The organism is Streptomyces sp. NPDC111744, assembly GCF_055634995.1.
The window spans coordinates 266355-279848 of the sequence record NZ_JBVKCG010000011.1; the positions used below are offsets into that span (position 1 = coordinate 266355).

The window sequence follows — 13494 nt, forward strand, 5'->3', positions numbered from 1 at the left end:
GAGGGAGCGGGTCAGCCCTCGTCGGCCACGGCGCCGGGACGCGCGTACGTACGGCCCTTCCAGGCCGCCCCGCGCCCGCGGTAGTGCTGCACCGCCGAGTCGACCGTCATCAGGAGATAGAGGAACGCGGTGAACGGCAGCAGAGGGGCGAGCCACAGCGGCTGCCGGTAGTAGCGGAGCATCGGCACGTACGTCGCGGTCATCACCAGCCAGGCCGCGGCCCCGACGAGTGCCGCCGCCGCGCTGCCGGCTACCGCGCCCGCCAGCACCGCCGCCGGGGGTACCAGGTACACCAGCGCGAGACCGGCGACCGTACCGAGGAGCAGCAGCGGGTTGTGCCGCAGTTGCGCGTACGCACTGCGGGAGACCATCCGCCACAGGTCGTGCAGTCGTGGATAGGGCCGGACGCTGTCCACCCGGTCCGCGAGCCCCAGCCAGATGTGGCCGCCGGAAGCCTTCACCGCACGGGCGAGCGCCACGTCGTCGATCACCGCGTGCCGGATCGCGTCCGGGATGCGCGCCCTCTCCGCCGTATCGGCGCGCAGCAGCACACAACCGCCCGCCGCTGCCGCCGTACGCGACCCCCTCCGGCCGATCCGGCGGAACGGGTACAGCTGGGCGAAGAAGTAGACGAAGGCGGGGACCACGAGCCGTTCCCACAGGCTCTCCACCCGCAGCCGGGCCATCTGCGAGACCGCGTCGAAGCCCCCCGTGCGCGCGGCCGCCACCAGCAGCCGGAGGCTGTCCGGCTCGTGTGCGATGTCCGCGTCCGTCAGCAGCAGATACTCGGGGTCACGCGCGCGTGCCAGAGAGATGCCGTGCCGTACCGCCCACAGCTTGCCGGTCCAGCCCGCCGGCGGCTCGCCGGGCGAGGCCACGGTCAGCGTCAGCCCGCCGTGGCGCGCGGCCAGCTCCCGGGCCAGCTCCCCGGTGCCGTCCGTACTGCCGTCGTCGACCAGGAACACCTCCGCCCGCCCCGGGTAGTCCTGCGTCAGCAGCGACGGCAGACTCAGAGGGAGTACGGCGGCCTCGTCCCGGGCCGGCACGACCACGCACACATCCGGCCACTTCTCAGGATCGTGCCGGGGCGGCAGCCGGACGTCGGTGCGCCAGAAGAAGCCCTGGCAGAGCAGCAGCCACAGCCAGGCGGCGAGGGATACGGCGGCGGTCCACACAATGGCGCTCACCCGCGCAGTCTGCCCCATGGGACCTGACGCCAACGGCCCATCGTCTATCGTGGCCGGGTGAAGATCGCGCTCATCGACTCCGGCATCGGCCTGTTGGCGGCCACCGCAGCGGTACGGCGGCTGCGCCCTGACGCGGATCTCGTCCTCTCCTTCGACCCCGAGGGCATGCCCTGGGGGCCCCGCACCCCCGAAGGCATCACCGAGCGCGCCCTGGCCGTCGCCGAGGCCGCGGCAGCCCGTCACCCCGACGCGATGATCGTCGGCTGCAACACGGCGACCGTGCACTCCCTGTCCGCACTGCGCGCCCGCCTTGAACCCGGCATCCCCGTCGTCGGCACCGTCCCGGCGATCAAGCCCGCCGCGGCCGGTGGTGGCCCCGTGGCGATCTGGGCGACCCCCGCGACCACCGGCAGCGCCTACCAGCGGGGCCTCATCGAGGACTTCGCCAACGGCGTGCCGGTCACCGAGGTGCCCTGCTGGGGCCTCGCCGAGGCCGTGGAGCACGCCGACCAGGCGGCCGTCGACGCCGCCGTGGGCGCGGCGGCCCAGCTCACACCGGACGATGTAAGGACCGTCGTCCTGGGCTGCACCCATTACGAACTCCTGGCGGAACGTATCCGCACCGCCGTCCAGCGCCCCCGCGCCGCACCCGTCGCCCTGCACGGGTCCGCTGGAGCGGTGGCCGCCCAGGCGCTGCGCCGGATCGGTGCGCAGCCGGCCCCCGACGCACCGGCCACCGGCACGGTGACGGTGCTGCTGAACGGCCGCGAGGGCGGACTCCCCGAGGCCGCGCTCAGCTACGCCGAGGCGCGCCTGCTGCGGACGATCAGCCCCGCCGCTTCCCAGTGAACCCTCAGGGGCTGCCGATACCGCCGATGTGAGCAGTCACCCTCCGCAACGCAGTACCCGCGCAGCGAAACCTGAGTAATCTCGTAGACATGAGGGACCACCCCCACGACCGCTCCCCGGACGAGGACGCCCCGCACCCGGATGTCTGGACGGGGCGCGCCACCAACCGGGTCCAGTGGCTGCTGGCGCTGGTCGGCGCGGCCTGCATGGCGCTCGGCATCGAACTGGCCGTGGACTCCGCCTGGACCTCGGGGATCGCCCCGCTGGTGATGTCCGTCGTGGGCTGCATCGCCGCCGGGCTGCTGGTCCTCTTCGGCACCCTCGCCTTCGTGCATGTCGATCTGAAGCTCGACAAGGAGTGCCTCGAAGTCCGCTGCGGCCATATAGGGGTGCCGCGGCGCCGTATTCCGCTCTCCCATGTGGTCGGCGCCGACTTCACGCCGCAGATCACTCCGCGTCACTGGGGCGGCTGGGGCTACCGCTGGCGGCCCGAGAAGGGCACGGCCGTCGTCGTCCGCCGTGGCGAGGGCATCGTCCTGAGCCTGTGGGACGGCCACACCTTCACGATCACCGTGGACAACGCCGAGTCGGCGGTCCGGGCCATCAGGGAACGCCTGCGGACGATCGCACCCGGCACCGCCCACTGAGACAACCCGCGTGGCTGTATGGCCCAACCACATGTGTCCGGAGCACATGGGCGTGTGCCGGGGGCACATGGACGTCCGCCTCAGCTCTGTGGAAGACCCGCCACCCACGGCCGGGCCGTCGCCAGGCCCGCCAGCAGGCCGGCGCCCGCCGACACCGTCGTGAAACTCAGGGCGTCGCCGACCGCGGCGATCGAGGCCAGTGCCGTAAGCGCCGCGCCCGCGGTGACCACGACCGGCGTGGAGCGGGGCGAGCGCCACAGGGCGTAGAGAATCCAGCAGAACGCGGCGGCCAGCAGGAGGGCACCGACCAGACCCTGTTCGGCGGCCTGCTGGAGCGGCGCGGAGTGCGGCTTGCCGACGGGCAGCAGGGCCTCGGACGCGGTGCCGCTCAGCTCGCCGAACCGGCCGGGGCCGACGCCCAGTGCACTGTTCCGGCGGGCGAGATGCAGGGCGTCCCGCCATAGCTGGACGCGGCGCTCGGTGAGGGGGCCCGCCAGGGCGGTGCTGAGGCCGGTGGGCAGGACGTTCGCGGCGACCGCCCAGACCGTGCCGGTCACCAGCGCGGCCACCAGGGCCAGGCCCGCGATGCCCGGTCCCCGACGGCGCATTCGGCCGGCGGCCAGGGAGTACAGCAGCACGGCGGCACTGGCCGCGCACCCCATCGCCGAGCCCATGGCCGCACCGGTCACCGCGATCCCGGCGGCCAGCGTCCGCAGTCCGAAGCGCAGCGCCGGAACCGGTGTCGCCCAGACGGCGCAGCACACGCCACCCGTCGCGAGGACCAGCAGCGCCGCGACGGCACCGGCATGGCCGAGGGGCGTCGTGAACTGGGGGCCCGCCGCCACCTCGGGCATCGCCACCGCCAGGCCCAGCCCGGCCAGCGCGCCGACACAGGGCGCGGCCACCGGCCACAGCGCCCCCGACATCCGGCCCGCGGCATAGCCAGCGGCCACGGCGAGCACCGCCAGCAGCACGCCCTCGGGCCGTCCGTCACGCCCGGCCGCCGAGAGCAGCGGCCACACGGCGCACGCCCCGAGCACCACGACGCCCACCGCATCAGAAACGTTTCGTCTCTCGTTGTCCGCGTCCGTGCCGGCAGCGGACATCATCCCGGTCGACCCCACCGTCGCCCCCCCGTACCCGGTCCCCCCACCTGTGGCAGGCCTCGCCGCCCGCCCCGGCTCACCGTAACCGGTGATGCCCGCTTTGTGGACGACTTGAGCGGGAACGGTGTGATTCCTGCATGCCGAGACCGTGCTGTCGGCCGCAAGGCCGGCCGCCGTACACTCCCGGAGTGACCGTCACCGCAACTTCCGTCGACCAGTCGGACCAGCTCACACCGCGCCCAGCGCCCCGCGCACGCGGCCTGCGGCTGCTCCGCCGCCTGGTCCCCGCGGCCGCCGCCGCGCTCAGCGGAGTGCTGCTGTACGTCAGCTTCCCGCCGCGCACCCTGTGGTGGCTGGCCCTGCCCGCCTTCGCCGGACTCGGGTGGGTGCTGCGCGGCCGTACCTGGAAGGCGGCACTCGGCCTCGGCTATCTGTTCGGACTTGGTTTCCTGCTGCCCCTGCTGGTGTGGACCGGCGTCGAGGTCGGTCCCGGGCCGTGGCTCGCGCTGGTGGCCATCGAGGCGATCTTCGTCGCCCTGGTCGGTGTAGGCGTCGCCGCCGTGTCCAAACTGCCGTTCTGGCCGGTATGGGCGGCCGCCGTGTGGATCGCCGGTGAGGCGGCACGCGCGCGTGCGCCCTTCAGCGGCTTCCCCTGGGGCAAGATCGCCTTCGGCCAGGCGGACGGCGTCTTCCTGCCGCTCGCGGCGGTGGGCGGCACCCCCGTGCTCGGCTTCGCGGTCGTCCTGTGCGGATTCGGTCTGTACGAGGTGGTGCGCCTGGCCGTCGAGGGGTGCCGTACGCGTGAGATCCGGCGCGGGGCGGCGGCCGCGGCCCTGCTGAGTGTGGCCGTCCCCGTGGTGGGTGCGGTAGCCGCTCGGACGCTGGTGACCGACAAGGCGGAGGGCGGCTCGGTCACCGTCGCGGTCATCCAGGGCAATGTGCCGCGCGCCGGCCTGGACTTCGCGTCCCAGCGGCAGGCCGTGCTCGACTACCACGTGAAGGAGACGCTCAAGCTGGCCGCCGACGTCAAGGCGGGCAAGGCCGCCAAGCCGGACTTCGTGCTGTGGCCGGAGAACTCCTCCGACGTCGACCCGTTCGCCGACGCCGACGCGGCCGCCGTGATCGACGAGGCTGCCACGGCGATGGGCGTGCCCATCTCGGTCGGCGGGGTCGTCGAACGGGACGGCAAGCTCCTCAACGAGCAGATCCTCTGGGACCCGGTCAAGGGCCCGACGGCGACGTACGACAAACGGCAGATCCAGCCCTTCGGCGAGTACCTTCCGCTGCGCGGTGTGGTCGGCGCCATCAACAAGAACTGGACCAGCATGGTCCGGCAGGACTTCAGCCGGGGTTCCAAGCCCGGCGTGTTCGACATCGACGGGACCAAGGTCGGCCTCGCCACCTGCTACGAGGCCGCCTTCGACTGGGACGTGCGGGACACCGTCACGCACGGCGCCGAGATGATCTCCGTGCCGAGCAACAACGCCACGTTCGACCGCAGCGAGATGACCTACCAGCAGCTCGCCATGTCCCGTATCCGCGCGGTAGAGCACAGCCGGACCGTCACCGTCCCGGTGACCAGCGGCGTCAGTGCGATCATCATGCCGGACGGGAAGATCACCCAGAAGACCGGCATGTTCGTACCCGCCTACCTGGTCCAGAAGGTGCCGCTGCGCACCTCCGAGACGCCCGCGACCAAGCTGGGCATCCTGCCCGAGATCGCGTTGGTGCTGGTCGCGGCGGGTGGGGTCGGCTGGGCGATCGGCTCCGGGCTGCGCTCCCGGCGCGCCGGTGACGCGTAGCCGTACACCCTCTGTACGCCCCGTGGCTTCGGCCGGTGCGGTAGGACCGGGCGGTTAGGGTCGGCGCATGGCTACTCCTGACTTCATCCGCACGATCCGGGCCTCGGCGGGCCGCCAGTTGCTGTGGCTGCCCGGGATCACCGCCATCGTCTTCGACGACGAGGGCAGAGTGCTGCTGGGCCGTCGTACCGACACCCGCAAGTGGTCGGTCATCGGCGGCATTCCGGAACCCGGGGAGCAGCCTGCCGCCTGCGCCGTGCGGGAGGTCTTCGAGGAGACGGCGGTGCGCTGTGTCGCCGAGCGGGTGGTCCTCGTCCAGGCGCTGAACCCCGTCACCTACCCGAACGGCGACATCTGCCAGTACATGGACATCACCTTCCGATGCCGGGCCGTCGGCGGCGAGGCCCGCGTCAACGACGACGAGTCGCTGGAGGTGGCCTGGTTCGACGTGGACGCCCTACCGCAGCTGAACGAGTTCGGTGTGCACCGGATCAAGCAGGCCATGTCGGATGCACCCACATGGTTCGACGCTACGGCTTTCAGCTGAAGTATGTGCGCTGACCCTATGTGGTCCCGGGGGACGGCCGCCTAGGGTCGGATCATGAGCTCGCCCAGTGCCCTTCCCGACCCCCACCCTCCCGCGCTCGACCTGCGCGGCCGCACCGCCCTTGTCACCGGTGCCGCCGGCGGCATCGGCCGAGCCTGCGCGCTGCGCCTCGCGGCCGCCGGAGCCGCGGTGAGAGCCGTGGACCGGGACGCGGCGGGGCTGGCCGAACTGACCGAGGCGGCCCAGCGGGTCGCGGGCCCGGCGGGCGGACCCGTCGAGCCGTACGTCCTCGACCTCACCGACCTGGACGCGGCCGAACGCGCCGCCGCCGGCACCGATGTCCTCGTCAACAACGCGGGCATCCAACTGGTGCGCTCCATTGAGGAGTTCCCCCCGGACGTCTTCCACACCGTGCTGACGGTGATGCTGGAGGCCCCGTTCCGGCTCATCCGGGGGGCCCTGCCGCACATGTACGGGCAGGGCTGGGGGCGGATCGTGAATGTGTCCTCCGTCCATGGGTTGCGCGCCTCCGCCTTCAAGTCCGCCTATGTGGCCGCCAAACACGGTCTGGAGGGGCTGTCCAAGACGGCCGCCCTGGAGGGCGCACCCCATGGCGTGACCTCCAATTGTGTGAACCCCGGCTATGTGCGCACCCCACTGGTGGAGAAGCAGCTCGCCGACCAGGCCCGGGCGCATGGCATCCCCGAGGAACGGGTGCTGGCGGAGGTGCTCCTGGCGGACACCGCCGTGAAACGGCTTCTCGAACCGGAGGAGGTCGCCGAGGCCGTGGCCTATCTGTGCGGTCCTCACACCGCCTTGGTCACGGGCACCTCGCTGGTGCTCGACGGCGGCTGGACGGCCCACTGAAGGGCCGGGCAGCCGCCGGTCCACGAGTTTTCCACAGGCCCGACGGGCCGGAGCGGCGATGCGGAATCCTGTGACCATGTCCCGCAATCACGCGCAGTCCGCCAGGTGGCCGGCCCCGGCAGAAAGGGTCGGCGCTCTCGCCGAGGGTGCCGAGATGCCCGGGGGCGCCGAGGTGCTGTCCGGCGCCGAGTCGACGTACCTCGAACTGCTGGCCAGGGGCGCCTCGGCGGAGGCGTACGAGCAGCCGCTGCTGGTCGCCCGTGCCGAAGGCCGGCCGGCCGAGCGGATCGCCGAGCTGGAGCGGGCCAGACTCCTCGCGCTGCGGGTCCGCACCGAACTGGAGGGCAGACGTCGACGCGAGGCGGAGCTGTCCGCGCTGTTCGAGACCGCGCACGACCTGGCAGGGCTGCGGGACGTGGACGCCGTGCTCCAGGCGATCGTCCAGCGCGCCCGCTCCCTGCTCGGCACGGACGTCGCCTACCTGAGCCTCAACGACCCGGCGCGCGGCGACACCTACATGAGGGTCACCGAGGGGTCCGTCGCGGCCCGCTTCCAGCAGCTGCGGCTCGGCATGGGGGAGGGACTCGGCGGGCTCGTCGCACAGACCGCGCGGCCGTACGTCACCGAGGACTACTTCAAGGACGACCGCTTCCAGCACACCCTCACCATCGACGCCGGGGTGCGCGACGAGGGCCTGGTCGCCATCCTCGGGGTGCCGCTGATGCTGGGGCCGCACGTCATCGGTGTGCTGTTCGCGGCGGACCGGCGGGTGCGCGTCTTCGAACGGGAGCAGATCGCGCTGCTCGGCTCCTTCGCCGCGCTGGCCGCGGCCGCCATCGACGGGGCGAACCTGCTCACGGAGACCCGTTCGGCCATGGCCGGCCTGGAGCGTGCCAACGAGATCATCAAGGACCGCAGCGCGGTCATCGAACGCGCCTCGGACGTCCACGACCGGCTCGCCGAACTCGTGCTGCGCGGCGGCGGAGTCCATGACGTGGCCGCCGCCGTCTCCCAAGTCCTCGGCGGCACGGTCGAGTTCACCGACACCGACACCGCCGACACGCGCTCGCTGGCGACCTCGCGCACGGAAGGTCACGCGGTCCGGCACGGCGACGACTGGATCGCCGCGGTCGCCGCCGGCGGTGAACTGCTCGGCGCGCTGGTGCTGCGCGGCCACCCCGGCCTCGACCCCGTCGACCAGCGCACCCTGGAACGCGCCGCCATGGTCACCTCGCTGCTCCTGCTGGCCCGCCGCTCCGCAGCCGAGGCCGAACAGCGTGTGCGCGGCGAGCTGCTGGACGACCTCCTCCACGCACGCGACCACGACCCGCGCCAACTGCGTGACCGCGCCGCCCGGTTGGGCGCCGACCTCGACGCCACCCACGTCGTGCTCGCCGCCCGGCTGGACGGCCCGGCGGCCGACGCCGAGGACGAGGCGGCCGCCCGCCGCCGGCTCTGGTCGGCCGCCTCCCACCTCGCCACCACCCGGCACGGCCTGGCCGCGGCCCGCGACGGCGGCATCGTCCTGCTGCTGCCCCTCGGCCCCGGCGACACCGCCGCCGGCGTGGCCCGCCGCACCGCCCGCCACCTCGGCACCGCCGTCCACCAGCCGGTGACCGTCGGCGCATCCGCGCCCGTCGCCGACCTCGCCGCCCGTCCCGACGCCGTGGCCGTCGGCTATGCCGAGGGCCGCCGCTGTCTGGACACGCTGAACCTCCTGGGCCGGGGCGGGGACGGGGCCGCCGCCGAGGACTTCGGCTTCCTCGGCCTGCTCCTCGCCGGGGAACGGGACGTCGCCGGATTCGTGGAACGCACCATCGGCCCGGTCGTCGCGTACGACGCACGGCGCGGTACAGAACTGCTGCGCACCCTCGACGCGTACTTCGCCTGCGGGATGAGCCCGGCCCACACGAAGGACGAGCTCCACGTCCACGTCAACACGGTCGCCCAGCGACTGGAGCGCGTCGCCCGCCTCCTCGGTGACGACTGGCAGAGCCCCGCGCGGGTCCTGGAGGTCCAACTGGCGCTGCGTCTGCACCGGTTGGGGGCGCCACCGGAGCGCCGCTGATCCCCCGGGGGGACCTGCGGCGCATGCTCACGCGGTGTGCGCGTCGGCCTTGCTGCTCGCCGTTACGGTGCCGGTGCCGTCGTCGGCCAGGTCCCGCTGCCGGGTCTCCTTCGCCACGGCCACCGCGAGCAGAGTGAGCAGGGATGCCGCGATGACGTAGAGGGCGATCGGGGTCGAGCTGCCGTAGTCGGACAGGAGCGCGGTGGCGATCAACGGGGCCGGTGCCCCGGCGGCGACGGAAGCGAACTGGGCGCCGACGGAGGCGCCGGAGTAGCGCATCCGGGTCGCGAACATCTCGGAGAAGAAGGCGGCCTGGGGCGCGTACATGGCGCCGTGCAGGACCAGACCGACGGTGACCGCCAGCACCAGGTACCCGAACCGCCCGGTGTCGACCAGGGAGAAGAACGGGAACATCCACAACCCGATCCCGGCCGCACCCAGCAGGTACACGGGCCGCCGCCCGACCCGGTCGGACAGTGCGCCCCACGCCGGGATCACCGCGAAGTGCACGGCGGAGCCGATGAGTACGGCGTTCAGGGCCGTCTGCTTGGAGACACCGGCGGAGGTGGTGGCGTAGACCAGGATGAAGGCGGTGATGACGTAGTAGCTGATGTTCTCCGCCATACGCGCGCCCATCGCCACGAGCACATCGCGCCAGTGGTGCCGCAACACGGAGACCAGTGGGGGCGGTTCGGCCGCCCCGTCCCTGCCCCGCGCCTCGGCCCGCGCCAACGCCTCCCGGAACACGGGCGACTCGTCGACGGAGAGTCGGACCCACAGACCGACGACGACCAGGACACCGGACAGCAGGAACGGGATCCGCCAGCCCCAGCGCGCGAAGGCGTCGTCCGAGAGCACGGCGGTGAGCAGCGACAGCACACCGGTCGCGAGCAACTGCCCGGCCGGCGCCCCGGTCTGCGGCCACGACGCCCAGAACCCGCGCCTGCGCGCGTCCCCGTGCTCGGACACCAGCAGGACGGCGCCGCCCCACTCACCGCCGAGCGCGAACCCCTGGACGAGCCGCAGGAGCGTCAGCAGAACAGGCGCCGCACTGCCGACCGTCGCATGGGTCGGCAGCAGCCCGATGGCGAAGGTCGCCCCGCCCATCAGCAGCAGACTCAGCACGAGCAGCCGCTTGCGCCCCAGCCGGTCCCCGTAATGCCCGAACACCAGCGCCCCCAGCGGTCGGGCGGCGAACCCGACGGCGTAGGTCAGGAACGACAGCAGGGTGCCGACGAGCGGGTCGGAGCCGGGGAAGAACAGCTTGTTGAAGACGAGGGCGGCCGCGGAGCCGTACAGGAAGAAGTCGTACCACTCGATGGTGGTGCCGATGAGACTGGCGGCGACGATTCTGGGGAGGCTGGCGGGGGGTGGGGGAGCGGTGGTTCCGAAGGCCATGTGCGCCACTTCCTCGTGTGCGGTGGGGACGGGTACGTGTCGGCACACGGTAGGAAGATGCAGGTCAGGGGCCCATGTGGTGGGGCAACATAGTTCGAGTATTGGCTATGCGTGCGGCCACCATGCCGGCGCACGGAAGGGCGGTTCAGGGGCTCGAAGGTCGTCGAAACGAGTGCTGTCCGGGACGCACAGTTCGGGGTTATCTGACGGTGCGGTGCTGACTCCCGGGCTGGTTTGGTGCTGACTAAAAGCCCACGTCATCACCCGTGCTCACCCCTCCCCTGCTGACTTGGTACTGACTACGCTCCGTTGAACTCGGACATCTTGGGGCCGATCGGCTCAGGGCCGTTGCGTGGTAGGCGACCTGAACGAGAGGTCGACCCGGCTTTGCCGCTCGGCTCTCTGATGACCGCGCCCGACCCCATTAGGCTGAGGGCACGGGTTCTCACATCGCAGATCTGGTCCGTGGCGGCATCCACGCCTATGCGTCGTGGCCTCAGATCCCTCTGCAGGTGTTCTTCGTCAGCTTGGTGATCCTCGATCCGCTGGCCGCCGTGCTGGTGGGGCTTGTGCGGCGGGAAGGGATCTGGCTGGCAAACGCTGTGATGGTGATGGACGTCAGCGCGAACTGGTGGGGCAACCGGCACTGGCTGCGGGATGACCCTGCCCAGCTCCTCCGGCTGTTGCCCATCACTCTCTTCGGCCTGTTCGTCGTTGCGTTCGCGGTCCCCTTGCTTCGCACGGTTGCCGGGGCAGCGAGCAGGCCGCAGGCGGCCTGGCCGTCTGCCTGACGGCTCACGATGCTCAACGGCTGTTGCCGGTCCCAGGGCCACATGGACCGTTTCCAATATTCCCTGTTTTGAGTGGTTTGATGAACTATTAGGTCTTCCTTGCGAATCCGTCGGGTTCCCCATGGGCATGCCGGTGCCGGGGTGAGGGTCCTGGCCCTTTCGGAGACGTCGCGGTCCCTTGACCTGCGAACCGAGAGGTCGACGGACACGCCGGATGGCAAGGAGAACGTTCACCGTGGTCGACATCGTCGAGATCTACGTGCACTGGTACGCGGGCCGCTCGAAGAGCCAGGTGTCCGCCTCGCTGGGGGTGGACCGCAAGACGGTCAGGAAGTACCTGGCGCCGGCAGAGGAGGCCGGGATCACCCCAGGCGGGCCGCCCATGAGCGAGACGGACTGGGCCAAGCTGCTCAAGAGTTGGTTCCCGGAGCTGGCCGGCCGGAAGCTGAACCGGGTCAGGTGGGGAGAGATCGAACCGCACCGCGACTCCGTCGCCAACCGGTAGCAAGCCGGTACCCCTTACAACCACGGCGACGGCGGACGCGTGCCCGCCCGGGCCGGGGGTCCTGAGGGGTCAGCACGCGACCGGCGTAGCGGCGGGGTGATTCACCGCGGTGGCGACAGGCGGCCCGCTGACCGTTCGACCTCCGAACCCTGCACGGGCTGCTTCAGCCTCTTAGGTACAGACCATTGACTCACGCGCGGGTGCTTGCGAGCATCACTCGCCAGCAAGCACTTGTCTTTGCGGTCTCCGTCACGGCCCCACCCGTAAGAGGAGTACGACCGTGTTAAAAATCGTCATACCGCACAGTGCGCGGCGTCGCCCCCAGGCCATCCTCGCCGTCCTCCTGGCGTTGATCGCCGCTTTGGCCATCAACGCCGTCTCGCCTTCGCCGGCCCGAGCAGATGGAACGCTGCTCTCCCAGGGCAGGCCCGTCACCGCCTCCTCCACAGAGAACGCGTCCTTCCCTGCTTCCCAGGCGGTGGACGGCAATGAACAGACCCGCTGGTCCAGTGCGTTCAGCGACCCTCAGTGGATCCAAGTAGACCTTGGATCCGAGCAGCCCATCACGCAGGTCACCCTGAAATGGGAGGCCGCGTACGCCAAGGCCTTCACCATCCAGACAGCCACGAGCCCGAGCGGCCCGTGGACCACCGTCTACTCGACCACCACAGGCACGGGCGGTGTACAAAACCTGAACGTGACCGCCTCCGGCCGGTATGTGCGGATGTACGGCACCCAACGCGCCACCCCGTACGGCTATTCGCTGTACGAGTTCCAGGTCTACGGCGGCTCCGGAGGCGGCGGGACCCCGCCGCCGGACAACTTCTGGGGGACGACCGATGACATCCCGGCCTCATCGGCCGTCATGAAAGTGAAGGTCCTCAACCGGACCAACGGCGCCTATCCGGACAGCCAGGTCTACTGGAGCTACAACGGTCAGGTCCACTCGATCGCCGAACAGCCCTACCTAGACATCGTCGCAGGGCCCGCCCAGCGCATGTACTTCTACGTCGGCGCCCCGAACGGCCAGTACTACGACTTCATCGAATTCACCACCGGTACCGCCGACTTCAACGGCAACACGACCCGCGTGGACGCCTGGGGGCTGCCTTTGGCCATCCGACTGCACTCGCACAGCGGTCAGGACGTCCAACTGGGCGACTCTCAGGACCTGTTCACCATGAGCCGCGATCAGGTCTTCCAGAGCTTCCAGAATTCCGTGCCGCAGCAGTTCAAAGTACTGGCTCAGACTCAGGCGCCGTACCGCATCATCGCCCCGGGCAGCGACCCGAGCTTCCGCGCAGGCGGCGCCAACGCCAACTACTTCAACGCGTACGCGAATTCCGTCGGCGTCAACGAGTCCACCTCGAACATCTTCGGATGCGCCGGTTCCCTCGCGGCGAATGCCGGCCTGTGCGCGGCACTGAACCGGCACACTGCAGACCTGCCGGCTGCCCAGCAGCAGGACCCGGCCCGGTTCTACGCCGGCGACCCGGCCAACTGGTACGCCAAGTACTGGCACGACCACGCCATCAACGACCTCGCCTACGGCTTCCCCTACGACGACGTGGCCGGCCAGGCCGCCTACACCTCGATGCAGAACCCGCAATGGATGGAGGTCGCAGTCGGCTACTAGTGCCGCATCAGGCAACGTTCGCCCTGTCGACGACGGCGCGTAGGCGCCGGTCGTCGGCATGGCGGTTTCGCCAGATGATGTAGCGGCGGAT

The 13494-nt window shown here is 71.1% G+C and carries 12 protein-coding genes and 1 pseudogene; 9 read left to right on the plus strand and 4 right to left on the minus strand.

From position 1 onward, the window contains the following. Positions 1–11: 11 nt before the first annotated feature. The gene (locus ACZ7OO_RS25160; protein ID WP_471507846.1) at positions 12–1205 is read right to left on the minus strand and encodes a glycosyltransferase; all 1194 of its coding nucleotides are present in this window, start codon (positions 1203–1205) and stop codon (positions 12–14) included. A 39-nt stretch (positions 1206–1244) separates the two neighbouring features. Between ACZ7OO_RS25160 and ACZ7OO_RS25165 the strand changes: the two genes are divergently transcribed. Together ACZ7OO_RS25165 and ACZ7OO_RS25170 are read left to right on the plus strand one after the other, a co-directional pair. Then, positions 1245–2036 carry a glutamate racemase gene (locus ACZ7OO_RS25165; protein ID WP_471507848.1) on the plus strand — a complete coding sequence of 264 codons (792 nt, stop codon included), beginning with the start codon at positions 1245–1247 and terminating at the stop codon, positions 2034–2036. Between the two features lie 89 nt (positions 2037–2125). After that, entirely contained in the window at positions 2126–2683 is a 558-nt protein-coding gene (locus ACZ7OO_RS25170; RefSeq protein ID WP_471507850.1) for a hypothetical protein, read from the plus strand. An 80-nt stretch (positions 2684–2763) separates the two neighbouring features. Here ACZ7OO_RS25170 and ACZ7OO_RS25175 read toward each other — a convergent pair whose 3' ends face one another. Beyond that, positions 2764–3792, minus strand: coding sequence for an O-antigen ligase family protein (locus tag ACZ7OO_RS25175; protein ID WP_471507852.1), 1029 nt, complete (start codon positions 3790–3792; stop codon positions 2764–2766). A 185-nt stretch (positions 3793–3977) separates the two neighbouring features. On the opposite strand from ACZ7OO_RS25175, the gene lnt reads away from it, so the two are divergent. From lnt to ACZ7OO_RS25195, 4 genes are all read left to right on the plus strand, one after another. Beyond that, on the plus strand, positions 3978–5591 hold the full coding sequence (lnt, locus tag ACZ7OO_RS25180) for an apolipoprotein N-acyltransferase (protein ID WP_471507853.1): 1614 nt from the start codon (positions 3978–3980) through the stop codon (positions 5589–5591). A gap of 67 nt (positions 5592–5658) precedes the next feature. Further along, positions 5659–6138 (plus strand): NUDIX hydrolase, encoded by a 480-nt coding sequence (locus ACZ7OO_RS25185; RefSeq protein ID WP_471507855.1) that lies wholly within the window; start codon positions 5659–5661, stop codon positions 6136–6138. A 54-nt stretch (positions 6139–6192) separates the two neighbouring features. Then, positions 6193–7005 carry a 3-hydroxybutyrate dehydrogenase gene (locus ACZ7OO_RS25190; RefSeq protein WP_471507857.1) on the plus strand — a complete coding sequence of 271 codons (813 nt, stop codon included), beginning with the start codon at positions 6193–6195 and terminating at the stop codon, positions 7003–7005. A 76-nt stretch (positions 7006–7081) separates the two neighbouring features. Further along, complete coding sequence (locus ACZ7OO_RS25195; RefSeq protein WP_471507859.1) at positions 7082–9073, plus strand: helix-turn-helix domain-containing protein; 1992 nt, start codon at positions 7082–7084, stop codon at positions 9071–9073. A gap of 27 nt (positions 9074–9100) precedes the next feature. On the opposite strand, the gene ACZ7OO_RS25200 is transcribed toward ACZ7OO_RS25195, so the two are convergent. Next, positions 9101–10471: an MFS transporter gene (locus tag ACZ7OO_RS25200; protein ID WP_471507861.1), complete on the minus strand. Its 1371-nt coding sequence runs from the start codon at positions 10469–10471 to the stop codon at positions 9101–9103. A gap of 512 nt (positions 10472–10983) precedes the next feature. On the opposite strand from ACZ7OO_RS25200, the gene ACZ7OO_RS25205 reads away from it, so the two are divergent. From ACZ7OO_RS25205 to ACZ7OO_RS25215, 3 genes are all read left to right on the plus strand, one after another. Continuing rightward, complete coding sequence (locus ACZ7OO_RS25205) at positions 10984–11262, plus strand: hypothetical protein (RefSeq protein ID WP_471507863.1); 279 nt, start codon at positions 10984–10986, stop codon at positions 11260–11262. 214 nt (positions 11263–11476) lie between these two features. After that, entirely contained in the window at positions 11477–11767 is a 291-nt protein-coding gene (locus ACZ7OO_RS25210) for a hypothetical protein (RefSeq protein WP_471507865.1), read from the plus strand. A gap of 289 nt (positions 11768–12056) precedes the next feature. Then, on the plus strand, positions 12057–13403 hold the full coding sequence (locus ACZ7OO_RS25215) for a beta-1,3-glucanase family protein (RefSeq protein WP_471507882.1): 1347 nt from the start codon (positions 12057–12059) through the stop codon (positions 13401–13403). 7 nt (positions 13404–13410) lie between these two features. Here the strand turns inward: ACZ7OO_RS25215 and ACZ7OO_RS25220 are convergent. Beyond that, positions 13411–13494: pseudogene (locus ACZ7OO_RS25220) on the minus strand (transposase); the annotation flags it as partial.